The organism is Microbacterium sp. SORGH_AS_1204 (assembly GCF_030818935.1).
Classification (GTDB): Bacteria; Actinomycetota; Actinomycetes; order Actinomycetales; family Microbacteriaceae; genus Microbacterium.
On sequence record NZ_JAUTBD010000001.1, the window covers coordinates 74,760 to 97,870 of the forward strand.

At 71.5% G+C, this 23,111-nt stretch carries 20 protein-coding genes; 14 read left to right on the forward strand and 6 right to left on the reverse strand.

Annotated features, from left to right (window positions below):
• Positions 1-73 precede the first annotated feature (73 nt).
• From QE410_RS00270 to QE410_RS00280, 3 genes are all read right to left on the reverse strand, one after another.
• Positions 74-1,345: an amidase family protein gene (locus QE410_RS00270; RefSeq protein ID WP_307326546.1), complete on the reverse strand. Its 1,272-nt coding sequence runs from the start codon at positions 1,343-1,345 to the stop codon at positions 74-76.
• Positions 1,342-2,712, reverse strand: a complete 1,371-nt coding sequence (locus QE410_RS00275; RefSeq protein ID WP_307326548.1) for an MFS transporter — start codon at positions 2,710-2,712, stop codon at positions 1,342-1,344. The genes QE410_RS00270 and QE410_RS00275 overlap by 4 nt, the downstream gene beginning before the upstream one ends.
• A 135-nt stretch (positions 2,713-2,847) precedes the next feature.
• Positions 2,848-3,525: a LuxR C-terminal-related transcriptional regulator gene (locus QE410_RS00280; protein WP_307326550.1), complete on the reverse strand. Its 678-nt coding sequence runs from the start codon at positions 3,523-3,525 to the stop codon at positions 2,848-2,850.
• A 221-nt stretch (positions 3,526-3,746) separates the two neighbouring features.
• On the opposite strand from QE410_RS00280, the gene QE410_RS00285 reads away from it, so the two are divergent.
• Genes QE410_RS00285 through QE410_RS00295 form a run of 3 tightly spaced genes read left to right on the forward strand, consistent with a single transcriptional unit; the run spans position 3,747 to position 5,486 of the window.
• Entirely contained in the window at positions 3,747-4,394 is a 648-nt protein-coding gene (locus QE410_RS00285) for an NAD(P)-dependent oxidoreductase (RefSeq protein ID WP_307326552.1), read from the forward strand.
• 25 nt (positions 4,395-4,419) lie between these two features.
• Positions 4,420-4,794, forward strand: a complete 375-nt coding sequence (locus QE410_RS00290) for a helix-turn-helix domain-containing protein (RefSeq protein WP_307326554.1) — start codon at positions 4,420-4,422, stop codon at positions 4,792-4,794.
• Positions 4,795-4,805: 11 nt separating this feature from the next.
• Entirely contained in the window at positions 4,806-5,486 is a 681-nt protein-coding gene (locus QE410_RS00295) for a DsbA family protein (protein WP_307326556.1), read from the forward strand.
• A gap of 78 nt (positions 5,487-5,564) precedes the next feature.
• On the opposite strand, the gene QE410_RS00300 is transcribed toward QE410_RS00295, so the two are convergent.
• Positions 5,565-6,722: an ROK family transcriptional regulator gene (locus QE410_RS00300; protein WP_307326558.1), complete on the reverse strand. Its 1,158-nt coding sequence runs from the start codon at positions 6,720-6,722 to the stop codon at positions 5,565-5,567.
• 227 nt (positions 6,723-6,949) lie between these two features.
• On the opposite strand from QE410_RS00300, the gene QE410_RS00305 reads away from it, so the two are divergent.
• The 7 genes from QE410_RS00305 (at position 6,950) to QE410_RS00335 (ending at position 15,617) form a co-directional block, all read left to right on the forward strand.
• Positions 6,950-8,266: an amidase family protein gene (locus QE410_RS00305; RefSeq protein ID WP_307326560.1), complete on the forward strand. Its 1,317-nt coding sequence runs from the start codon at positions 6,950-6,952 to the stop codon at positions 8,264-8,266.
• 52 nt (positions 8,267-8,318) lie between these two features.
• Positions 8,319-9,836: an ABC transporter substrate-binding protein gene (locus QE410_RS00310; protein ID WP_307326562.1), complete on the forward strand. Its 1,518-nt coding sequence runs from the start codon at positions 8,319-8,321 to the stop codon at positions 9,834-9,836.
• 79 nt (positions 9,837-9,915) lie between these two features.
• Positions 9,916-10,851: an ABC transporter permease gene (locus tag QE410_RS00315; RefSeq protein WP_307326564.1), complete on the forward strand. Its 936-nt coding sequence runs from the start codon at positions 9,916-9,918 to the stop codon at positions 10,849-10,851.
• Between the two features lie 2 nt (positions 10,852-10,853).
• On the forward strand, positions 10,854-12,608 hold the full coding sequence (locus QE410_RS00320) for a dipeptide/oligopeptide/nickel ABC transporter permease/ATP-binding protein (protein WP_307326566.1): 1,755 nt from the start codon (positions 10,854-10,856) through the stop codon (positions 12,606-12,608).
• Complete coding sequence (locus QE410_RS00325) at positions 12,608-13,465, forward strand: ATP-binding cassette domain-containing protein (RefSeq protein WP_307326568.1); 858 nt, start codon at positions 12,608-12,610, stop codon at positions 13,463-13,465. Before QE410_RS00320 ends, QE410_RS00325 begins: the two co-directional genes overlap by 1 nt.
• A gap of 20 nt (positions 13,466-13,485) precedes the next feature.
• Positions 13,486-14,376, forward strand: a complete 891-nt coding sequence (locus tag QE410_RS00330; RefSeq protein ID WP_307326570.1) for a nitrilase-related carbon-nitrogen hydrolase — start codon at positions 13,486-13,488, stop codon at positions 14,374-14,376.
• A complete protein-coding gene (locus QE410_RS00335; protein ID WP_307326572.1) occupies positions 14,370-15,617 on the forward strand; it encodes an MFS transporter in 1,248 nt (415 codons plus the stop codon). Before QE410_RS00330 ends, QE410_RS00335 begins: the two co-directional genes overlap by 7 nt.
• A gap of 27 nt (positions 15,618-15,644) precedes the next feature.
• Here the strand turns inward: QE410_RS00335 and QE410_RS00340 are convergent, their stop codons facing one another.
• Positions 15,645-16,571, reverse strand: coding sequence for a LysR substrate-binding domain-containing protein (locus QE410_RS00340; RefSeq protein WP_307326574.1), 927 nt, complete (start codon positions 16,569-16,571; stop codon positions 15,645-15,647).
• A gap of 130 nt (positions 16,572-16,701) precedes the next feature.
• Here QE410_RS00340 and QE410_RS00345 point away from each other — a divergent pair, with 130 nt between their 5' ends.
• The 4 genes from QE410_RS00345 to QE410_RS00360 all read left to right on the forward strand — a co-directional run bounded on the left by QE410_RS00345 (position 16,702) and on the right by QE410_RS00360 (position 22,195).
• Complete coding sequence (locus QE410_RS00345) at positions 16,702-17,652, forward strand: hypothetical protein (protein ID WP_307326576.1); 951 nt, start codon at positions 16,702-16,704, stop codon at positions 17,650-17,652.
• A 22-nt stretch (positions 17,653-17,674) separates the two neighbouring features.
• Positions 17,675-19,129, forward strand: coding sequence for an aldehyde dehydrogenase family protein (locus QE410_RS00350; RefSeq protein WP_307326578.1), 1,455 nt, complete (start codon positions 17,675-17,677; stop codon positions 19,127-19,129).
• Between the two features lie 20 nt (positions 19,130-19,149).
• Positions 19,150-20,739, forward strand: a complete 1,590-nt coding sequence (mdlC, locus tag QE410_RS00355; protein ID WP_307326580.1) for a benzoylformate decarboxylase — start codon at positions 19,150-19,152, stop codon at positions 20,737-20,739.
• 64 nt (positions 20,740-20,803) lie between these two features.
• The gene (locus QE410_RS00360; RefSeq protein ID WP_307326583.1) at positions 20,804-22,195 is read left to right on the forward strand and encodes an MFS transporter; all 1,392 of its coding nucleotides are present in this window, start codon (positions 20,804-20,806) and stop codon (positions 22,193-22,195) included.
• 114 nt (positions 22,196-22,309) lie between these two features.
• On the opposite strand, the gene QE410_RS00365 is transcribed toward QE410_RS00360, so the two are convergent.
• Positions 22,310-23,062 (reverse strand): IclR family transcriptional regulator, encoded by a 753-nt coding sequence (locus tag QE410_RS00365; RefSeq protein ID WP_307326585.1) that lies wholly within the window; start codon positions 23,060-23,062, stop codon positions 22,310-22,312.
• Positions 23,063-23,111: the final 49 nt, after the last annotated feature.

Genomic DNA, 23,111 nt, shown 5'->3' on the forward strand with positions numbered 1-23,111 from the left:
ACGCGGTGACGACGCGCCGACGCGCGCAGCGAGTGAGAGACGCCCGCGCGGTTCGTTCCCGCGCGGGCGGCTCTCATCGTCCGGCGCCGACCGTCGGGCGCGAGGACGCCGCCTCGCTCTGCAGGTGCGCACCGAGGGCCAGGATGCGCGCGTCGTCGAAACGTCGGCCCTGCACGGTGACGCCGACGGGAACGTGGTCGGTCAGGGCCGGGATCGTGACCATCGGCGCACCGAGGATCGTTCCGGGTCCGGTGTGCCGGGTGTAGAGCTCGAAGACCGAGATCTCGCGGTCGCGGTGCCGGGTGCTCTCGCCGCCGCCGGACGGCGGGGCCGGTGCCGGTGTGGTGGGGAAGACCAGGGCGTCGACACCGTCGCGGTTCATCGCGTCGGCCGCGAGTCGGCGCGCGTCGAGCACCAGCGACAGTGCCCGCGCGTACTCGTCGGCCGTCACCGGACGCGCGGCGATCGCGTCGAGGAACGCCGCGACGTCGGCCGTCTCGACGCCCGACCGCAGCGCCGCGAACGCCTCGTCGGGCGCCAGATGCAGAGCCCGAGCGGCCGCCGAGGCGAGCTCGCGCGGAGCCTCCCAGCCCACGACGAGCGGTTCGGCGGGGCGGGTGCGCTCGAGCACGTCGGAGATGTCGACCTCCACGACGTCGACGCCCGGTCGCCACGCGTCGAGCGTGCGCTGGAACGCCTGCTCGGTCCGCGCGTCGAGGTCGTCGAGGAACGCGGTCGGGATGCCGAGCCGCGGCCGCTCGACCGGGGGCGCCGCCGTGCTGCTCGTGACCCAGGAGTCGACGCGCGCCGCCTCCGCGACGGTCGCGGCGAACACCCCCGGGGTGTCGCGGGTCCACGACAGGCCCACGATCCCCGCCGTGGGCCACCGCCCCGTGCTGGGGCGGAACCCCACGACGCCGCAGTTGCTCGCCGGGATCGAGACCGACCCGCCGGTGTCGGTACCCAGCGCCAGCGGCACGAGCCCCGCGGCGACGGCGGCGGCGCTCCCGCCCGACGAGCCGCCGGCCGAGAGGTGCGGGGCCGACGGGACCCGTGCGGGGCCGTAGGCGGCGTTGTCCGAGGTCACGCCGAGGGCGAGCTCGTGCATGTTCGCCATGCCCATCACGACCGCCCCGTGGTGGCGGAGAGCCGCCACCACCGGGGCGTCGGCATCCTCCGCCGCCACGTCGAGGACGCGGCATCCGGCCGAGCGTCGCAGTCCGCGAACGGCGATGTTGGCCTTGACGGCCAGGGGGAACGCGTCCGAGCTCTCGAGCGACGCCTCGTCGGCCCGCTGCGTCCAGATGCCGTGGTCGTCGGACATCGCCGTTCGCGTCGACGTCATGCGGAGATCTCCTCCAGCGAGCGGTTGCGGGTGCGGGGAGCGAGGAGGTTGACCAGCGCGCCGACGATGAGGAAGGCGATGAGCCCCAGCAGCGACCCGAGCAGCGGGAATTGCGAGAAGATGCCCACGAGCAGGAAGACGCCGAGCCCGCCGCCGACGTGACCGATGCTGTCGGCCAGGGCGTAGGCCGTCGTGCGGAAACGCGTCGGGAAGCTCTCGGCCGTGAGGGCGTACTGGGCCGGAACCCAGATGTTCTGACCGAAGAACACCACGATGGCGCCGAGGAAGGTCGCCGCGGTCGCCCCGCCGCCGCCCACCACGATGAGCGCGCCGACGACGGTGATCGCACCGCCGATGAGCATCCACCACTTGCGCTCGACACGGTCGACCACCGAGCGGGCGACGACCGCCGCCAGGATGAAGCCGGTCAGGCCCACGGCGCTGACGATGCCGGCCTCCGCCGGGGCGTATCCCTGGCGCACGAGCACCGAGGTGAAGGCTCCGGCGAAGGCGTAGAGGGTGATGTAGCCCAGCAGCCACGCCATGCCGATGACGAGCAGACGCCGCAGGTAGACGCGCGAGGTCAGCAGCTCGCGCACGGCCGAGAACGTCCCGCCGACGGTCACCTCGGTCGTGTCGCTGTCGCCCTCCGAGGCGGGCAGGAGCGCGTGCCGGCGGGTGGCGAGCTTCTCCATGCGCTCGACGACGACGGCCGCCTCGTCGTCGCGTCCGCGGCTGGCCAGCCAGCGGGGCGACTCGGGCAGCGCGATGCGCAGGACGATCGAGAACGCCGCCAGGATCGCGCCGACGGCGTAGACCCAGCGCCAGCCGGCGGTGAAGGTGTCGGATGCCAGGGCGAAGGGCAGACCCTGCGGCCACGGCGTCATGGGGGTGGTGAGGAACAGACCCAGCCAGATGCCGAGAGCGGCCCCCAGGGCCGCCATGAAGAACAGCACGCTCGTGTAGCGACCGCGCATGCGCCGCGGGGCGATCTCGCTGACGTACACGTTGATGATGGCGAGGTCGGCACCGATTCCGATGCCGGTGATCAGGCGCGAGAGGCTGAAGCTCGTGGCATCCCCCGCGAAGGTCGAGAAGAGCGAGCCGAGTCCCGTGATCACCATGGCGATGATGAGCAGGCGGTGGCGTCCGAAGCGGTCGGACATCGGCCCCAGGATGAGAGCCCCGATGCCGTAGCCGACGAGGCTGAGGAAGATGGGCAGGCCGATGAACTGGTCGGCGGTGGCCGGGGTGCAGCCGCCGATGATCTGGGCGCACGTCTGCACGAACGAGACGTTGATGTTGAAGACGTCGTACTGGACGAAGAGCATGCCCAGGCCGATGGTGAGGACGGAGATCGCGCTCAATCCCCACCGGGGGAAGCGATCGAGTCGGGACAGGGGCGAGACCCCCGTGCGCAATGTGGACATTTCTCTCCCGGAATGCTGGAACGGTTGCGTGCGACCCAGCATTCTCGACGCGTCAACGCGCCGGCATCGTCATTAATGACGAGGGGCGCGGGCCGCCATCGCGAGCGAGGTGCGGTTCTGGGTTCCGGTCTTGGCGAACGCCTGGGCGAGGTGGGTGCGCAGGGTCGGCAGCGAGATACCCAGCCGGTCGCAGATCGCCCGGTCGGTCAGTCCCTCGCCCACGAGCGTCGCGATCTCCCTCTGCCGCGGCGTGAGGGCGGAGGTCGCCAGCGGTTCGGTGCTCCAGAGCCGGTGCATGAGGTCGCCGATCGCCTGGAGCTTACGGACGTCGTCGGGGGTGAAGGCGCCGCGCCGCTGCGAGCGCCACACCCGCAGGTCGATAGATCCGACCACGGGATGGGGGGCGAAGTAGTTCATGCCGTGGAACATGCCGGAGCGGAACAGGAAGTCGCGGACGAACTCGTCACGGCTGTCGCGCTGCGGGCTGATGGCCGATGCCCCGCGGACCTCGAGGAACCGAGGGGTCATCGTGTCGATGTGTCGGAACCGCGCGTCGTAGGCACGCAGGTGCTCGTCGTCGAACTGCACCCCCACGGGGTCGGCGTACGGACCGGCCGGCGTCCATCGGTACGACACGAACGTGTCTCCCGCGACGGCCCTCAGCAGCTGGCGCCCCAGCCGCCGGCGGCGCTCGGGGAGGGGCGCGTCGGCGGTCAGGGTCTCCATGATCTTCCACGACACGTGGCTCACGGCATCCTCCTGTCGCGCAACGTCGCGCCGACCCTATGGGCGTCATCGACCGCTTGTGTTTCACGGATGTGAAATGTGCTCGACGGCGGCGGACGGGGCGTCGTCGCGGCCGTCTGGTCGGTGACGATACCGCGTCGGGCGGCCCGGCGCGCCTATCCGTGGCCCGTCGACGCAATCTGTGCTATCTTTTAGGTACTAACTCCCCTACAGATAGGAACATCATGGCAAAGGTCGTCGTCTTCGGCTCCACCGGCTACGCGGGAAGCACCATCGCCGCGGAGCTCACCCACCGCGGCCACGAGGTCGTCGGCATCTCGCGCTCGGGCGGCGAGACCGCCGAGGGCGTGGCATCCGTCGCCGGCTCGATCTTCGACGAGACGTTCGTGCGCGAGATCACGGCCGACGCGCAGCACATCGTCGTCGCCCTGCCCGCGACCGCGCGCCAGGAGGGCGAGCCGAACCTGATCGTCGCCCTGCCCGCCGTCGTCTCCGCCGCTCTGGCGGCGGGAGCGCGCCTGGGCGTCGTGGGCGGCGCCGGTTCGCTCGCCGTCGCCGAAGGCGGCCCGCGCCTGGTCGACACCGACGAGTTCCCCGCCGCCTTCGTGCCCGAGGCGCGCGCTCACGGCGAGATCCTCGACGCGCTGCGCGGCAGCGACGACGCCCTCGACTGGTTCTACCTGAGCCCCGCCGCCACCTTCGGCTCATGGAACCCCGGCCAGCGCACCGGCACCTTCCGCCTGGGCGGCGACGTGCTGCTGACGGATGCCGAGGGCACCTCGGCGATCTCGGGCGCCGACTACGCCATCGCCTTCGTCGACGAGATCGAGCAGCACGCGCACCCCCGCGCGCGCTTCTCTGTGGCTTACTGAATCCCTACCGATCGAGAGGACGCCCATGGACGAGGTACTCGGCTTCGACCCGTACAACCCCGACTGCCCCAGCCGGCAGCTGGTGGATCGGATCGGCGACCGCTGGACGATTCTCGTCATCGGCGTCCTCTCGGACGGACCCGCGCGCCACGGCGATCTCGCACGACGAGTCGCCGGCATCTCCCCCAAGATGCTCTCCCAGACCTTGAAGGGTCTCGAACGCGACGGTCTGCTCACCCGCACCGTCCAACCCACGAGCCCGCCCCACGCGATCTACGAGCTCACCGACCGCGGCGCGAGCCTCGGCCCCCTGCTGCTCGCCGTCGAGAACTGGGCACGCGCCCACATGCAAGACGTGCTCGACGCGCGTCACGCGTTCGACGAAGCCCTTCCTCGATGACAGGACATCCCATGCACGACCTCCTCTACGTCTTCGACGCCTACTGCGGCTGGTGCTACGGCATGGCGCCTGCCCTGCACGAGTTGGCCGCCGATGACGACATCCGCATCACCGTAGTCCACGGCGCTCTGTTCTCGGGCGCGAACTCCGCTCCGATCGGGCGCTTCGGCCACATCCCCGGCGCGAACGCCCGCATCGCCGAACTCACCGGGGTCACCTTCGGCCCCGACTACGAGCGCCTCCTGAGCGAGGGCCGCACGCTGCTGGACTCGGATGCCGCGGCCCGCGGTCTCGCCGCCCTCCGCGCGAGCGCGGGCGAGCCCCGCGCGCTCGAGATGGCGGGCGCCATGCAGACGGCGTTCTATCGCGACGGCCGCAGTCTCTCGGATGCCGAGACCTACGCCGTCATCGCGGTCGACCGCGGACTCGACGCCGACACCGTGCGGCGGCAGCTCGACGACGCCATGATCGCCGCTCAGGCGCGACGGGACCAGGAGTGGCTCGCCGAGCTCGGCGTGCACAGCTACCCGATGCTGCTGCTGCGCCGCGGCGACGAGCTCGTGCAGATCGGGAGCCCCACCGCGTCGGCCGCGCAACTGCGGGCGCAGATCACTGCGGCGGCGCGGATCGTGACGGCCCCGCAGGAGGCCACCGCAGGGCTCGCGTGCAGCCCCGACGGGTGCGCCGACTGAACGCACGCCTCACGACGGCCTGAGCCGGGTCGTCGCGGCTCCGGGGTGGCCGGGCGCACATTTTGGCGGGGTCGGGGCTCAGAGCAGTCCCGCCCCCGCCAGGATCGACGTGTGCTTGAGGTCGGAGGTGACGACCTTCATCCCCGCCGTGATGCCGGGGTGCGTGTGCTGCGTGATGCTGCGGACGAGGCTCTGCGTCACCGCGTCGTCGCCCACGGCGGTCAGTGTGTCGTTGATGATCACCGCGTCGGGGTCGAAGACGTTGGCGACGCTGCCGACCGCACGACCGATCTGCCAGCCGATGTCGGCGAACAGGCGGCGCACGGCGGGATCGCCCTGCGCCGACGCGATCGACAGCTCCTCGTACGCCTCCGCGTTCATGTCGACCCCGCGCGCCTGGAGGAACAGCCGGAGCTGGTTCGCCGTCTCGGCGGCGAGACACCCGCGTTGCCCGCAGGGACAGATGACGCCGTCGGCGTGGACACTGACGTGACTGATCTCACCGGCGAATCCTCGCGCCCCCTCGAACACGCGACCGTCGACGACGATGCCGGAGCCGATCCCCTCGTGGCCGATCCCCAGGACGATGAAGTTCTTGCTCCCGCGTCCCGCCCCGAGGCGCAGCTCTGCAAGGGTCGCGAGCGTCGCACCGTTCGCGATCGTGACGGGCATCCCGAGCGCCGACGCGAACTCCTCGACGGTCGCACCGTCGGTCCAACTCGGCATGAGCGCGCGCGCACCGGCCGGATCGACGACTTGACGCTCGTAGTCCACCATCGTCGGGAGCCCGAGAACCGCGCGCGCCGGAAGGCGTCCCTCTTCGCGATCGAGTGAACGTGCGAGCGCGACGAGGGTGCCCACCGTGTGCGAGCGCCCCATCGCGATATCGGCGTTCGCCTCGGCGACGGACAGGATCGCCCCGGCGGAGTCGACCAGCGCGACCCGAAGTCGGTCGGGGGAGATGTCGGCGGCGAGCGTGAGCTCCTGTCGCACCGGGAGGCGCAACACCCGCGCGGGGCGGCCCACACCGCGGTCGGGTCCGCGGTCGGCGTCGGCTTCGTCGACGAGCCCGGCCTGCTTCATGTCGTCGACGATGCCGCCGAGCGCGCGACGGGAGAGCCCCGTCACCTCCGCCAACGCGGTTCGACTCGCCTCGCCGCTCTGACGCAGGTGTTCCAGGATGCGCGCGCGGACGTACTGCTGGAACGCCGAGACGGCGGACTGATCGGAAGACACCTCAGCACTCTACTCGCGCTGATCTATTACCGGCATTCTGTTCCCAAAACCAACGGCGGTGCCTTTCGTGCAACGCCTGGTCTTCCGCGCTCTCGCAGGAGATGCGCCACCGCGGCGGCTTATGTTTCCGGCATGTTGAGGACCTATTACGTTTCTCGATGTCCTTAATTACGCGGCCTCGCCGTCTGTTTAGATCCTCTCAGTTCCCGAATTTGCAAAGGACTGCTGTGATCTCTCCTACCCTGGGCCGACCGGGCGTCGATGACCCCGTGCTGGCGCGCATCCGCTCCCTCGACACCGCGCCGACGGGCTTCGGCGCGGTCGCGACGGTCGACGAGCAGTGGAGGACGCGCGCGTCGGCGACCTCGACCTCGGTGCGGGAGGGGATGACCGTCCTGGTGAAGGACAGCATCGACGTGGCGGGCCTGCCGACCACCGCGGGGTCCCGCGCGCTCGCCGAGTCCGTTCCGGACCAGGATGCCGAGATCGTCGCGAACCTCCGTCGAGCCGGCGCCGGCATCGTCGGCAAGACCAACCTGCAGGAGCTCTGCGGTTGGGTCACCTTCGCCGCCCCGGGCGGGTACAGCGCGCGGGGCGGGTCGCCCCGCAACCCTCGCGGGCACCGTTTCCCGACGGGCGGATCGAGCTCGGGATCCGCCGCGGCCGCGGCCGCCGGCCTCGTGGACGCCACGATCGGCACCGACACCGGAGGGTCGATCCTCGTTCCGGCGGCGAACTGCGGTGTGTACGGTCTGCGTCCCACCGTCGGGCTGCTGTCGCGCCGCGGAGCGCTGCCGATCACCCTCGCGCAGGACACCCCGGGTCCGCTCGCCCTTCGCGTCGCCCACCTCGCGGCCGCGCTCGGCGGGATGCGCCCCGACGATCACCGCCGGTACCTCGACGCTCTCCGCGTCGACCGCCTCGCCGGCGCGCGCATCGCCCTCTGCCTCGCCGGCCCCGAGGCGGACGCGCAGACCGCGTGGGCCGACGCAGTGGCGACGCTGGTGAACGCGGGAGCCGACCTGCGACCCGCCACCACGGCGATCCCCGTCGACGGGCCCAGCGACCTCCTCGTGCCGGCGTTCGACTTCCGCGAGTCCGTCGGCGACTACTTCGACGCCCTCCCCGCCGGCTCCCCCGTCCGCGATTTCGACGCGCTCTACGCGCACTACCGCGCCGCGACGCCCCACGAGCAGCCCTACGGCATCGACAACATCGAGGCCTCCGCCCGGGTGAACCTGAGCGCCGACCGCGCCTTGCGCAACCGACTCCGCGCCGACGAGCACGACGCGGCACGGCGCGTGCTCGACCACCTCCGCGAGGTCGACGGCGTCGACGCCGTGCTGTTCCCCGGTCCGCTCGCGACATTCCTCGCCAGCAAATCCGGCCACCCCGCCCTCGCGCTGCCCGCCGGCACGCTTCCCGGCGGCCGGCCCTTCGCCCTCAGCCTGCTCGCCACTCGCCCCGACGACGAGCAGTACCTGCTCGATCTCGCCGCCTCGTGGGAGCACCTGAACGGCCCCACTCCGTCCGCCTGTCCCTGAATCACCTCACCTCGACGCGTTCGCGCACCACCCACCCGAAGGAGCTCCTCTCATGCCACGCCCTCTCCGCGTGACGGCGGCCATCGCCCTCTCGCTCTCCGTCACCGCCGCCCTCGCGGGCTGCGCGGGCTCGTCATCCGCCTCCTCGACCGACGAACTCGACATCGCCACGACCGTCAGCGCCGTGAGCTTCGACCCGTACCTGGCCGACTCCGGTCCCTCGATCTGGATCCTGCAGCCCGCATACGAGACGCTCATCACGAAGAACGCCGACGGCACCTACACCCCCGGCCTCGCCTCGGCGTACGAGTACCTCTCGCCCACCAGCTTCCAGCTGACCGTGCGCGACGGCGTGACCTTCTCCGACGGCACCGTCCTGGACGCGGCCGGCGTGGTGGCCAATCTCGAGCGAGTCAAGACCGTCTCGGGTCCCGCGATCGGCAACGCGGCGGCGATCGACACCATCACCGCCACGGACGCCAAGACCGTCCTGATCACGCTGTCGGCGCCCTTCCCCGCGATGGAGGATCTGCTGTCGCACAACGTGGGCATGATGGTCAGCCCGGCCGACCTCAGCAGCCCGGACCTCGCCACCGAGCCGGCGGGCACGGGCCCGTACGTGCTCGACACCGACGCCACCGTGTCGGGCGACCACTGGCGCTTCGTCCGCAACGCGGACTACTGGGGCGATGCCTCGGCCTTCTCGTACGACGCCCTGGAGTACAAGTACTTCACCGACCCGTCGTCGACGCTGAACGCGGTGCGCGCCGGCACGATGGACATCGCCCTCGGCAACACCACGACGGCGGCGGCGGCGAAGTCGGCGGGGCTGCAGATCGTCACGCAGGCCACCGACACGTGGGGACTCGTCCTCGGCGACCGCGCCGGGACCAACCAGCCCGCGCTCGGCGACGTCCGCGTGCGGCAGGCCCTGAACTACGCGATCGACCGCGACGCGATCACGAAGGCGGTCGTCGGCGAGTACGGCAGCCCCGCGCACCAGTACTTCGGAACCCAGACCACCGGCAACGTGCCCGCTCTCGACGACGCCTACCCGTTCGACCCCGAGAAGGCGAAGGAGCTGCTGGCCGACGCCGGGTACGCGAACGGCTTCACGTTCGCCGTCACCGCGGTCCCCGGCATCCATGACGCCATGGTCCAGGCCATCCAGGGGTACCTCGCCGAGGTCGGGGTGACGATGACCATCGACCAGGACGGCGACTTCTTCGCCAACGTCCAGGCCGCCAAGGATCCCGCCTACGCCCTGACGTACACGCAGGGTGACATGTACACGACGCTGGCCCCGATCGTCACCCCGACGGGAGTGCTCAACCCCTACAAGTCGTCGGACGAGCGGATCAACGGCCTGTACGCCCAAGTGGCCGCGTCGAGCGACCCCGCCGAGCAGACATCGCTCTACCAGCAGATCGCGCAGATCGTCTCGGATGACGCGTGGTTCCTGCCGGTGTACTACGCCGACGTCATCGTCTACGCCTCGAAGAACGTCGAGGTGAAGCTGTGGCCCGGCGAGGGCTACCCCTGGATCTACGCCTGGTCGCCGATCTCCTGATGCCCCACGGTCGGGGGCGGGGCCGCGAGTCCCGTCCCCGACCCCCTCCCCGCGTTCCTGCCTCCGGAAGGAGAATCCCGTGCTCTCGGTCATCGGACGACGTCTCGCGATAGCCGTCCCCCTCGTGCTCCTCGTCTCGCTGCTGACGTTCCTGCTCGTCCCGCTGATCCCCGGCGACCCCGCCGCGACGATCCTGGGCAACACCGCGACCCCCGCACAGCTTGCGTCGCTGCGCGAGGCGCTGGGCCTGGACCGTCCGCTGTTCGAGCGCTACCTCGACTGGCTCACCGCGGCGCTGCGGGGCGACTTCGGCTCCAGCTTCTACGACCACTCGCCCGTGCTGGAGACCATCGCCGCCCGTATCCCGGTCACGCTGAGCCTCACGCTCGCCGCGACCCTGCTGTCGCTGATCGTCGGCGTCGGGCTGGGAGTGCTCGCGGCTGTGCGTGGCGGCGTCGTCGATCGCGCCGTGCAGCTCATCTCGGTCGTCGGCATGGCGCTGCCCAACTTCTGGCTCGCCCTCGTCCTCGTGCTCTGCCTGGCGATCTGGGTGCCGATCTTCCTGCCGTCGGGCTACGTCCCGTTCGAGGACGACCCCAACGGCTGGCTCCGCAGTCTGACGCTGCCGACGATCGCGCTCGGGCTCGCCTCGGCGACCGCGATCGCCCTGCAGACCCGCGCCAGCCTCACCGATCTCGCACGGCGCGACTTCGTCCGCATCCTGCGCGCGAAGGGCGTGTCGCGCACGTCGATCATCACGAAGCACCTGCTGCGTAACGCCTCGGGCCCCATCCTGACGGTGACCGGCCTGCAGTTCGTCGGCATGCTGGGCGGCGCGGTCGTGATCGAGCAGGTGTTCGCGCTCCCCGGGCTCGGCAGCCTCATCTTCGCCTCCGTGTCGAAACTCGACGTTCCTCTCATGCAGGGGGTCGTTGTCGTCATGACCCTGCTCGTGGTCGCCGTGAACCTCCTCACCGACCTCGTCTCCGCCTGGCTCAACCCGAAACTGAGGTGACCATGTCCACCGCCCTCTCAACCGCGCCCGCGGTCCCCGCCGCCCGGCCCCGCCGCGCCCGCCTGCGCGTGTCCGTCCCGCTCGTGCTGGCGCTCGTCTGGATCGCGATCGTCGTGATCGGCGCGATCGCCGCACCCCTGCTGACCCCCTACGACCCGGTCAAGCAGGACCTTGCGAACACGCTCGCCCTCCCGACCGCCGCGCATCCGCTCGGAACCGACGGCCTGGGGCGCGACATCCTCAGCCGCCTGCTCCACGGCGGCCAGGTGAGCCTGCTCGGCGCGCTGCTCGCCCTCGTCGTCGCCTTCGTCATCGGCGTGCCCGCGGGGCTCACGGCGGGCTACTTCCGTGGGGGCCGCTGGGATGCCATTTCGGCACGCATCATCGACCTGCTGCAGAGCGTGCCGGTCATCGTCATCCTGCTCACGATCCTCGCCGTGACCGGGAAGAACGTGTACACGGCGATGGCGGTGTTCGGCCTGATCGTCTCGCCGGTGTTCTTCCGACTCGCCCGCGACGGCGCCGCCGCCACGAGCGCCGAGCTGTACGTCGATGCGGCGAAGGTCTACGGACTCCGCTCTCCCCGGATCATCGCCCGCCACGTGCTGCCGAACGTCCGCAACCCCCTGATCGTCCAGGCCACGATCGTGCTCAGCCTCGCGCTGCTCACGCAGGCGGGCCTCAGCTACCTCGGGCTCGCGAGCCCTCCCCCCGCGCCGAGCTGGGGTGGGTCGGTGGCCGACGCGAACACCTATATCAACCAGCAGCCGTGGATGCTCGTCCCCTCCGGTCTCGTCCTGGTGCTGACCATCCTGGCGTTCACCGTCGTCGGCGACGCGGTGCGGGATGCCATTCCCGGCAACGCCGGCACCGGGCGGGGCGTGATGGTCGCACGGACCCCCCTCCCCGCCGACGCGACCCCGGTGGACCAGCGGGGCGCGATGCTGTCCGTCCTCGGACTCTCCGCCGCCGCCGGCGGGACGCCCCTGCTCACCGATGTGTCGTTCGAGCTGCGGCGCGGTGAGATCCTCGCCCTGGTCGGCGAGTCCGGCTCCGGCAAGACGATGACCGCCATGTCGATCATCGGTCTGCTGCCGACCGGCGTCGAGGCGACCGCGGGGCGCATCGTGCTCGACGGCGACGATCTGCTCACCCTCCCCGAGAGTGAACTGCGTCACGTCCGCGGCCGTCGCATCGCCTACATCGGTCAGGAGCCGATGGTGAGCCTCGACCCGGCGTTCTCCGTCGCGCACCAGATCGACGAGTCACTGCGGCTGCACCGCACGCTCGACCGCCGCGCCCGCCGGGCCGAGGTGCGCCGGCTCCTCGCGCAGGTGAAGATCGCCGACGTCGAGCGCGTCGCCCGCTCGTTCCCGCACGAGCTCTCGGGCGGGATGGCGCAGCGCGTCTGCATCGCGATGGCCCTGGCCGCGGAGCCCGAACTGCTGATCGCCGACGAGCCGACGACGGCGCTGGACGTCACCGTCCAGGCCGACATCCTCGAGCTGCTGCGCGAGCTGTGCCGGGAACGCACGATGGCGATGATCATCGTCACGCACGACTTCGGTGTCGTCGCCGACGTCGCGGACCGCGCGATCGTGATGCTGCACGGCCGCATCATCGAGAACGCCGCCGTCGAGGAGCTCTTCGATCACCCGAGCCACGAATACACGGCGGGCCTGCTCGCCGCGAACCCCGCGATGCGCGGCGACGAACACGCCGTCTGGTATGCCGATGAGGAGGCGAGCACCCGATGATGACCACCACGACACCCGCGCCCGCGACCGACGGGACACTCCGTGTGAAGGACCTGCGCGTCACCTATCGCAAGCGCGGCCTGTTCACCCCGGCGTACACCGCCATCGACGGCGTCTCGTTCGAGCTGAAGCCCGGGCGCACGCTCGGCCTCGTCGGCGAGTCCGGCTCCGGCAAGAGCACCATCGGACGCGCGATCCTGGGCCTCACCCGCGTGGCCGGGGGGCACATCTCCTACGACGGGCGCGACATCACGCACCTGCCGCTCGCCCGTCGACGAGAGGTGAGCACGCAGATCCAGGTCGTCTTCCAAGACCCCTACAGCTCGCTCAACCCGTCTCTGACGGTGGGCGACATCCTCACCGAACCGCTGCTGGCGCTTCGCCGGATGACGCGGGCCGAGGCGGACGGCATCGTCCGCGGCCTCCTCGACCGCGTTTCGCTGCCCGGAAACGCCGTCGACCGCTACCCGCGGGAGTTCTCGGGCGGACAGCGACAGCGCATCGCGATCGCCCGCGCTCTCGCCGTGTCGCCGCGACTCGTGGTGTGCGACGAGCCCACGAGCGCGCTGGATCTCACCACGCAGGCGCAGGTGCTCGACCTCATGGCGGAGCTGCAGCGCGACCTCGGCGTCAGCTACCTCTTCATCTCGCACGACCTCGCCGTCGTGCGCCAGGTCTCGCACGAGGTCGCCGTGCTCAACAAGGGCCGGATCGTGGAATTCGGCCCCACCCGTACCGTGACCGAGACGCCGGCCGACGACTACACGCGTCTGCTGCTCGCCGCGGCTCCCGTCCCCGACCCTCGCCTGCAGCAGGAGAGGCGCCTCGCCCGGCGCGCCCTGCTGGCCGGCGCCTGACCGTCCTCGAAGGAGCCCCCATGGCCCTGATCACCCTCGCCGCCGTGCAGTCCGAGCCCGTGTGGTTCGACCTCGACGGCACCACCGACAAGACCATCGCCCTGATCGCCGAGGCGTCCGCCCACGGCGCGCGTGTCATCGCGTTCCCCGAGACCTGGTTGCCGGGCTACCCCAGCTTCATGTGGTTCGGCGACGAGGACTACCGCGCGCCGTTCCGACAGCGCTACCTCGAGAACTCGCTCGTGGCGGGAAGCGCGCAGCACCGGCGGATCGAGACGGCGGCGCGAGAGGGGCGCATCACCGTCGTCCTGGGCTTGAGCGAACGCGTGGGCGACGAGCTCTTCATGGCGCAGTACGTCATCAGCGACGACGGCATCACCACCATGAAGCGGCGGAAGCTCAAGCCGTCCGCGGTCGAGTGGGACATCTTCGCCTCCGGATCCGGCGCCGATCTCGAGGTGGTCGACAGCTCGATCGGCCGCATCGGTGCCCTCAACTGCTCCGAGAACCGCCGTCCGCTCCTCCGACACGCCCTGCTGTCGCAGAACGAGCAACTGCACGTGGCCTCGTGGCCCCACTTCGGGCTCTATCCCGGGTTCGTCCCGATGAGCGCCGAGGCGAGCATGGCCGCGAGCTCGCAGTACGCCGCCGAGGGTGGTGTCGTGACCCTCGCCCCGACCATCGTGGCCGGCGACGCCTACCTCGAGCTGCTCGAGCTCCCCGAGGGCGAGCGCGATCGCATTCTCAGCGGCGGCGGTTCCACGCGCATCTTCGGACCTTTCGGTGAGAGCATCGCCGAACCGCTCGCCCCCGAGGTCGACGGCATCCTGTACGCCACCGTGGACGAGTCCCTCCTCCGTCGCGAACAGGAGTACGACGCGGACCCGACCTCCATCGTCAAACCGTGGTGAGCGCCCTCGCGGGGGGAGAGGATGCCGCCCGGCCCGGCCGTTCGCCGATCGCGAGCTTCGCCTTCCCCGCGTTCCGCGCCTACGCGGCGAGTGCGCAGCTCGCGTTCATCGGCTCGTGGATGCTGGGCACGTCGCAGAGTCTGCTCGTGCTCGACCTCAGCGGCGGCAGCGGTGCGGTGCTCGGCATCACCGCGGCCATCCAGTTCGTCCCGCTCCTGGTTCTCGGCCCCGTGATCGGCGTGCTCGCCGACCGGTGGGGACCGCGCCGCCTCCTCGTCGCCGGGGAGAGCACGATGGCCCTGGTCGGGATCGCGCAGGCGACGTCGCTCCTGCTGGGTGTCATGACCCTTCCCCTCGCCCTCGTCCTGGCCGCGGTGTACGGCCTCGGTTCCGCGCTCGAGAGTGCGATGCGCCCCACGGTGATCACCGAGATCGTGCCGGCCCGTGTGCTCTCGAACGCCGTCGGGCTCAACACGCTCTTCTTCCAGCTCGGTCGGCTGATCGGCCCGAGTGCCGCGGGCTTCCTCATCGCGGGGTTCGGGAACGGTCCGTCGTTCGTGGTCGGTGCCGCCGCCCTCGGCGTCTTCGCTCTCGTGCTGACCCGGCTGCCCCGCCGGCGCGACGGCCACCCCGACGGCGACGAGGCGACTCCCGCGGGGATGGGACACGCGGTGCGCTTCGTCCTCACCGAACCGCGCCTGCGCCTCGTCTTCGCGCTCACGGCCGTCGCGGGACTCATCTCGCCCAACATCCTGTCGATCGCGACACTGGCCGCAACGCAGGACTTCTCCGCGGGAGCGACCGGCGTCGGGCTGCTCGGGTCGGCACTCGCGGTCGGCACCATCGCGGGGGCTGCCCTGACGGCGGTGCTCGGTCGGGTCACTCCCCGCTCGATCGCCGCGGCCGCCATCGGTGTCTGCCTGCTCACCGCGGCCACCGGTGCGCTGCCGACCTTCCCCCTGTACGCGGTCGGCCTCGTCCCGACGGGAATCGCCTCCATGCTCTTGATGGCGCAGGGAGCCGCCTACGTGCAGCTGGTCACCCCGCACGCGCTGCGCGGCCGCGTCAATGCGCTGTTCGCGATGGTCACGCTCTGCGGCATCCCTCTCGGCTCTCCCGTCCTCGGGACCCTCGCGGATGCCGTGGGGGCGCGATCTGCCTCCGTCCTCGCGGGAGGGTCCGTCGCCGTCGCCCTCGGCGTCGTCCTCTTCGCGCTGCGCGGCGGGTTGCGACGCGCGTGACGGCGGCGGCGGGTGAGCCGACGATGCTCAGCGGGCGGCATCCTCCCCGTCCGACGACTCGGCGGCGAACGCCCGCACGGCATCCTCGAGCACCGCGAAGAACCACCGACGGCCCGCCGTCGAGTGCAGGGCGGCCTGGGTGAACAGCCGCACGTCGAAGCTCTCGACCAGCTCGCCCAGCGGGCGCGCCCGCAGGGGCCACCGCCGCGCGAACATCGCCGCGACGCGTCGCGGCACGATCGCCGCGTCGCCCGAGCGCACGAGCGTCTCGGGGAGGGTCGAGAAGTGGTGCGCGCGCAGCACCGCGCGCGGGGTGATCCCCGCCTCGTCGAGTGCCCGGCCGACACGGTCGTGCCCCGACGACGAGTCGATCAGGGCCAGGCGCAGGGTCGCCAGCTCGGTGGGCTCGACCCGCACGCCGACGAGCTCGTCGGGCCACGTCGCCACGCAGACGTACGTCTCGGTGAACAGATCGGTCGTGACGGTACGGCCGGTGGGCGCGGCGCTGCTGACGGCGGCGTCGACCTCTCCGCTGAGGATCCAGCGGTCCACCGCGTCGACGTCGATGGGCACGACGTCGAGGCTCACGCCGGGAGCCTCGGTCGACATCCGCTCCATGAGGGGCGGGAGGTACGCGTACTCGCCCATGTCGGTCAGCGCCACGCGGAACCGGGAGCGGGCCGTGAGCGGGTCGAACTCCCGCCCCGCGACGACGTCGTCGATCGCGTCGATCGAGGACCGGGCGACGGTGTAGAGCTGCTCCGCCCGCGCGGTCGGCGTCATCCCCCGGGCCGAGCGGACGAAGAGGGGGTCACCGAGCTCCCCGCGCAGCCGGCCCAGCGCGTAGCTGACCGAGGGTTGCGTGACGTTGAGCGCTCCGGCCGCCCGTGTGAGGCTGCGGCGCTCGTAGATCGCCACGAAGGTGCGCAGCAGATCGAGATCGATGGATGCCATGTGCTCGCCCTCCCGGTGCAGCTCTATAGAGAGATTCTATGGTTGGCATCCGAACCTTCGTCTGGACCTCTCGGCGTTCGGCGTCTTGAATCGAGAACGGCGCACGAACACGCGCGAAGGGAAGAGTGCAATGACGCAGACATGGTCGCCGCGGCGCGTCGCGATCCTCGGGGCATCCGGTCTCACCGGTGCGGGCCTCGCCCATCAGCTCTCGCTCAGCGACGACTACGACGAGATCCTGCTGTTCGACCTCAAAGAGAACGTGCTGCAGGCGCACGCGATCGACATGCGCGAGGCGCAGATCGTCACGGGACGCACGCGGGCCCGGCTCGTCGTCGTGCCGCTCGACCGCGCGGCCGAGCAGGAGCCCGTCGACCTGGTGGTGTTCGCCGCCTCGCTTCCCGAGACGCCGGACGGAACCCGGGAAGCCTTCCTGCAGGGCAACCTCGGGGTGCTCGACGCGGTGCGTCCCGCCATCGAGGCGCTCGCGGGCGAGACGGGCCTCGTCATGATCGTCACCAACCCCGCCGACGTGCTGGCCACCTGCCTCGCGCACACCAGCGGCATCCAGCCCGCGCGGATCCTCGGCTACTGCCTCAACGACAGCGCCCGCTTCATCGCCGCGATCTCGCGGGAGCTGCAGGTGGACCCGGGCCGTCTCGACGCCCTCGTGATCGGCGAGCACGGCGACGGTCAGGTGCTCGTGTGGAGCGGTGTCACCCTCGACGGCGCTCCGCTCGTCCTCGACGCCGCGCAGCGCGCGCGGATCGACGCCGACGCCCGCGGCTGGTTCCGGCGCTGGTCCGACCTGCGGCCCGGCCGCAGCTCCGGGTGGACCACGCCGGTGGGTTCCGCCCGCACGATCGCGCAGCTCGCCGCCGGCGAGCCGGTGCCGGTCGCGGTGTGGCGGCGCGACGGCGACGGCAACGACTCCCACACGACGCTGCTGGCCGTCGTGCGCGACGGCGCGGTCGTGCCCACGCCGCTGGACTACCTCGACGACGCCGAACGCGCCGCCGTCGACGAGGCCTCCGCGGCCCTCGCCGACAAGGCCCTGCGCGCCGCCGCGCTCACGCACTGAATCACTGGAAAGGGACTGACCGATGACGTTCTTCGACCCGCAGACCTGGGATGGCCGCTACTTCGACGGATCGTGGGTGAGCACGCCCGACACCGCCGCGGTGGTCTCGCCCTCGACCGGCGAGACGATCGGCCGGGTGGCCGCGGCCACCGCCGCCGACCTCGACCGCACGGTGGATGCCGCGCGCCGGGCGCAGACCGCGTGGGCCGCCGCCCCCGCCGAGGAGCGCGCCGCCGCCATGCGCCGCGCCGCGGCGATCATCGAGGAGAACACCGAGACCCTCGCCCGCTGGCTCAGTGACGAGGCCGGTTCCGCGCAGGGCAAGGCCCACTTCGAGGCCAGCCTCGTCGCGAACGAGTTCCACCTCGCCGCGGCCACCGCGATGATGCCGTACGGTCAGCTGCTGCGCTCGGCGCGGCCGCGCCTGAGCCTCAGCCGTCGCCGCCCCGTCGGAGTGGTCGGCGTCATCTCGCCGTTCAACTTCCCCGGCATCCTGTCGGCGCGCTCGATCGCCCCGGCTCTCGCCCTCGGCAACGCCGTCGTGCTCAAGCCCGACCCGCGCACGAGCGTCAGCGGCGGCCTGTTCTTCGCCGCCGTGCTCGAGGCGGCCGGTGTTCCCGCCGGGGTGTTCTCGGTGCTGCCGGGCGGCGTCGAGGTGGGATCGGCGCTCGTCGAGCACCCCGCGGTGCCGATCATCTCGTTCACCGGGTCGACCGAGGCGGGGCGCATCATCGGTGCCCGCGCGGGACAGCTGCTCAAGCGCGCGCACCTCGAGCTCGGCGGCAACAACGCCCTCGTCGTGCTCGGTGACGTCGACGTCGCCGCCGCGGCATCCGCCGGCGCGTGGGGATCGTTCCTGCACCAGGGCCAGATCTGCATGACCACCGGGCGCCACCTCGTGCACGACAGCATCTACGACGAGTACGTCGAGGCCCTCAGCGCCAAGGCGTCCGCCCTCCCGGCGGGCGACCCCTCCACGGGCGTGCCGCTCGGACCGATCATCGACGAGCGCCAGCGCGACAAGATCGCCGCGATCGTGAGCGAGACGGTCGACGCCGGCGCCCGGGTCACCGCGGGAGGCGGGTACGACCGTCTGTTCTTCGAGGCCACCGTCCTCGCCGACGTCACCCACGAGCACGCCGCGTTCCAGAAGGAGATCTTCGGCCCCGTCGCCCCGGTCACCCGCTTCGGCTCTGTCGACGAACTCGTCGAGCTCGTCAACGCGAGCGACTACGGCCTGTCCCTCGGCATCCTCGCGAGGGACGCGTTCCGCGCCTACGAGCTCGCGGATCGCCTGCCCAGCGGCATCCTGCACATCAACGACCAGACCGTCGACGACGAGTCGCAGGCCCCGTTCGGCGGCGTCGGCGCGTCCGGTACGGGTGCCCGGTTCGGCGGGCACGAGGCGAACATCGAGGCCTTCACCGAGACCCAGTGGGTCACGATGCAGGCCGACGTCGCCACCTACCCGTTCTGATCTCGCGGAGGAATCCCCCCATGTCCACTCCCGACGTCGCCCAGGCGTTCTACCAGGTGCTGCGCGCACGCGGTGTCACCCGGATCTTCGGCAACCCCGGCTCCAACGAGCTGACGATGCTGAAGCACCTGCCCGACGACATCGACTACGTCCTCGCCCTCCAGGAGGGCGCGGCGGTGGCGATGGCCGACGGCTACGCGCAGGCGTCGGGGTCGCTGGGTGTGGTCAACCTGCACTCCTCGTCGGGCACGGGCAACGCGATGGGCAACCTCACCAACAGCGCCGCCGCGCACGCTCCCGTGCTCGTGCTCGCGGGACAGCAGAGCCGCCGCTACGTGCCGCTGAACGCGATGCTGACGAACGTGGATGCCACGCGCCTGGCGGATCCGCTCGTGAAGTTCTCGGCCGAGCCGCTGCGGCCGGAGGACGTGCCCGCGGTGGTGTCGCAGGCGGCGCTGCTGGCGCTGTCGGCGCCGACCGGACCCACCTACGTCTCGGTCCCGCTCGACGACTGGGCGCGACCCGCCGACGAGCGCGTCGCCGCCGGACTCGCGTCGCGGTCGGTGGCGGCGGCTCCGGTGCTCGCCGAGGCGCACCTCGACGAGATCGCGGCCCAGCTCGACGCCGCGTCGTCACCGGTGCTGGTGCTGGGTCCGGGCGTGGACACGGATGCCGGGTGGGCGGCCACGCGTGCACTCAGCGAGCGCCGCGGCCTGCCGGTGTGGGTCGCGCCGAGTCCGTCCCGCGCGCCGTTCTCGACGCGGCATCCGCACTTCCGTGGCATCCTGCCCACCGGGCTCGGGGCCGTGGCCGAACTCCTCGCCGACCACGACCTCGTCGTGACGCTCGGCGCCGCGGTGTTCCGGTACCACCAGTTCGTGGAGGGGGCTCCCCTCGCCTCCGGCACGCGGCTGATCGGTATCACCTCCGACCCCGGAGAGGCGGCGCGGGCGGCGGCGGGCGCGATCTTCGTCGGCGACCCCGTCGACGCCGCGGCGCGACTGGCATCCCGCGTCCGACAGGGCGAGTCGCCCGCGGGCGCCGCGTTCGCGCCGGATGCCGCTCCTCCGGCGACGGACGGACGGTTCTCGGCGCCGGCGATCCTCGACGCGGTCGACCGCGCGAAGCCCGACGACGCCGTGATCGTGCTCGAGTGGACCTCGGCGGACGCCCTGTGGGCGCGCCTGACGTTCGATCGCGCGCAGTCGTACTACTTCCCCGCGAACGGCGGTCTCGGCTGGGGCCTGCCCGCCGCGATCGGCGTGCAGCTCGCCGACCCGGGCCGCCCGGTGATCGCGCTCATCGGCGACGGGGCGATGCAGTACACCCCGGCGGCGCTGTGGACGGCGGCGCGCTACGGCATCCCCGTCACCTTCGTGATCGCGCAGAACCAGGAGTACGGGGCGCTCCAGCGCTTCTCGCGCATCATGGACGTCCCCGACGGCGGGTACCTCGACATCGACGGCCTCGACCCGTGCGCGATCGCGCGCGGGTACGGCATCGACGCCCATCATCTCGACGACCTCGACCAGCTCGAGGACTTCGTCGCCGCGGCCTCGGCCGCTCCCGGCCCACGGCTCGCCGTGGTCCCGCAACTGTCCCAACGCTGAATCCCTGCCTACCCGCCGCGACGGTCACGTCGCGGCGTCGACAACGATGTCCAAGGAGTCCTGCATGTCCGCTGAACACTCACGCCGCTCGGGTGGTTTCACCCCGACCGGCACCATCTCGACCGCGGCGGACCGCCGCCGTGTCGTCTTCGCCACGGTCGTCGGCACGACCGTGGAGTGGTACGACTTCTTCCTCTACTCCACCGCCGCCGGCCTGGTGTTCGGTCAGCTGTTCTTCGCTCCGGCCGGGCCCGGGTTCGCGCAGATCCTGTCGTTCCTCACCGTGGGGCTGAGCTTCCTGTTCCGCCCGCTCGGCGCGTTCCTCGCCGGGCACCTCGGCGACAAGTACGGCCGTCGCATCGTCCTCATGCTGACGCTGATCCTGATGGGCGCGTCCACGACGCTCATCGGCGTGCTGCCGACGTACGACGTCATCGGCATCGCCGCCCCCATCCTGCTGATCCTGCTGCGCATCCTGCAGGGGATCTCGGCCGGCGGCGAGTGGGGTGGCGCGGTCCTCATGGCGGTCGAGCACGCCCCCAAGGCCAAGCGCAGCCTCTTCGGTGCCTCCCCGCAGCTCGGCGTGCCGCTCGGTCTGCTGCTGGCCAGCGGCATCCTCGCGCTGATGGCGCTGATCGCGCCGGGCGACGCGTTCCTCGCATGGGGCTGGCGTGTGCCGTTCCTGCTGTCGTTCGTGCTCATCCTCGTCGGCCACTACGTGCGCAAGAAGGTCGAGGAGAGCCCGGTGTTCGTCGAACTGAGCGAGCGCAAGGAGAAGACCCAGGCGCCGATCATCCAGCTCTTCCGCAAGCACGCCGTGCTCGTGATCATCGCCGCGCTCGTGTTCGCGGGCAACAACGCCGTGGGCTACATGACCACCGGCGGATACATCCAGCGCTACGCCACCAACCCCAACGGGCCGGTGGGGCTGGCCACCGCCGACGTGCTCGGCGCCGTCACCCTTTCGGCCGTGTCGTGGCTGGTCTTCACCGCGATCGGCGGGTGGATCGGCGACAAGATCGGCCGCCGCAACACCTACTTCGTCGGCTGGGCCGCCCAGCTCGTCGGCGTGCTGCTGCTGTTCCCGCTCGTCAACACCGGCAGCGTGGGCATGCTCGCCCTGGGCCTGGTCGTGCTCACGGTCGGCCTGGGCCTGACCTACGGGCCCCAGGCGGCGCTGTACGCGGAGTTGTTCCCGGCATCCATCCGCTTCTCCGGGGTGTCGATCTCGTACGCGATCGGCGCGATCCTCGGTGGGGCCTTCGCCCCGACGATCGCTCAGGCGCTCGTCGACGCGACCGGCGGCACGAACGCGGTCACCGTCTACCTCGCCGGTATGACGGTCATCGGCTTCCTCGCCACCCTGCTGCTGCGCGACCGCAGCGGTATCCCGCTCGGCCCCGACCACGAGGCCGAGCAGTCCGTCAGCCCGGTGCGCGGCCTGCAGCGCGCGTGAGCCCCCTGCGAACGACCCCGCTGCGCGCCGTGCGTGGCGGGGTCGTTCCGCGCCGTCGACGTGACCGGAGAGGTGGCCTTCCCGATGAACGGGATGCCGCGAGATGCCGCGGACTCACGGACGATAGCCGAGGGCGCGTTCGGTGTCGCGTGCCGAACGGTGCAGCTCGACGAGGGCGAACTGCGTCTCGGCGTCGCGGGGGAGCACGACCGAGAGGGCCGCGACGACCGCGCCGGTCTCGTCGCGGACGGGGACGGCGACCCCGGTGGAGATCTCGTCGACATAGCCCGGCGCGATCACGCGGCCCAGCGTCCGGATCTCGGCGAGCGTGCGGCGCAGCGCCGCCGGGTCGACGATCGTCGCGGGCGTCACGCGGGCGAGGGGGCCCGCCAGCACGCGCTCCTGCAGGTCGTGCGGAGCGTACGCCAGCAGCACCAGGCCCGACGACGAGGCGTGCACGGGCAATCGCCCCGCGACGCGCGTGATGTTGGCGCCTGAATCGGGGGCGCTGAGGCGCTCGAGGAAGAGCGCCTCATCGTGCTCGAGGATTGCGAGCTGGGTGTGCTCGCGCACCCGCTGCTGCACCCGCTCCATGTACGGCAGGGCGGCCTGACGCAGCCGTAGCGCGTGGGATGAGCGCGTCGCCAATTCCCACAGCCGCATGCCCACGCGCACGCGCCTCTCGTCGTCGCGCTCGAGCAGACCGGCATCCACGAGCTCGCCCACGATCCGGTGCGCCGTCGAGCTCGGCAGGCCCGCACGCCGCCCGATGTCGGCGGTCGACTGGGCGGTGCGGGTGGGGGTGAACGTCTCGAGGATGCGCACCAGGCGGTCGGTGACCGAGTCGCCCGAGGGGGAGTTCGCCATGGGACCAGGATGCCACCATTCCCATTCAGCGGGAATGGCTCGCCGCATC

Bases quoted from the DNA above. Each gene is read 5' to 3' on its own strand.
- QE410_RS00270 (WP_307326546.1), bottom strand. From the start codon at position 1,345: ATGACGTCGACGCGAACGGCGATGTCCGACGACCACGGCATCTGGACG.
- QE410_RS00285 (WP_307326552.1), top strand. From the start codon at position 3,747: ATGGCAAAGGTCGTCGTCTTCGGCTCCACCGGCTACGCGGGAAGCACC.
- QE410_RS00290 (WP_307326554.1), top strand. From the start codon at position 4,420: ATGGACGAGGTACTCGGCTTCGACCCGTACAACCCCGACTGCCCCAGC.
- QE410_RS00295 (WP_307326556.1), top strand. From the start codon at position 4,806: ATGCACGACCTCCTCTACGTCTTCGACGCCTACTGCGGCTGGTGCTAC.
- QE410_RS00310 (WP_307326562.1), top strand. From the start codon at position 8,319: ATGCCACGCCCTCTCCGCGTGACGGCGGCCATCGCCCTCTCGCTCTCC.
- QE410_RS00320 (WP_307326566.1), top strand. From the start codon at position 10,854: ATGTCCACCGCCCTCTCAACCGCGCCCGCGGTCCCCGCCGCCCGGCCC.
- QE410_RS00325 (WP_307326568.1), top strand. From the start codon at position 12,608: ATGACCACCACGACACCCGCGCCCGCGACCGACGGGACACTCCGTGTG.
- QE410_RS00330 (WP_307326570.1), top strand. From the start codon at position 13,486: ATGGCCCTGATCACCCTCGCCGCCGTGCAGTCCGAGCCCGTGTGGTTC.
- QE410_RS00340 (WP_307326574.1), bottom strand. From the start codon at position 16,571: ATGGCATCCATCGATCTCGATCTGCTGCGCACCTTCGTGGCGATCTAC.
- QE410_RS00345 (WP_307326576.1), top strand. From the start codon at position 16,702: ATGACGCAGACATGGTCGCCGCGGCGCGTCGCGATCCTCGGGGCATCC.
- QE410_RS00350 (WP_307326578.1), top strand. From the start codon at position 17,675: ATGACGTTCTTCGACCCGCAGACCTGGGATGGCCGCTACTTCGACGGA.
- mdlC (WP_307326580.1), top strand. From the start codon at position 19,150: ATGTCCACTCCCGACGTCGCCCAGGCGTTCTACCAGGTGCTGCGCGCA.
- QE410_RS00360 (WP_307326583.1), top strand. From the start codon at position 20,804: ATGTCCGCTGAACACTCACGCCGCTCGGGTGGTTTCACCCCGACCGGC.
- QE410_RS00365 (WP_307326585.1), bottom strand. From the start codon at position 23,062: ATGGCGAACTCCCCCTCGGGCGACTCGGTCACCGACCGCCTGGTGCGC.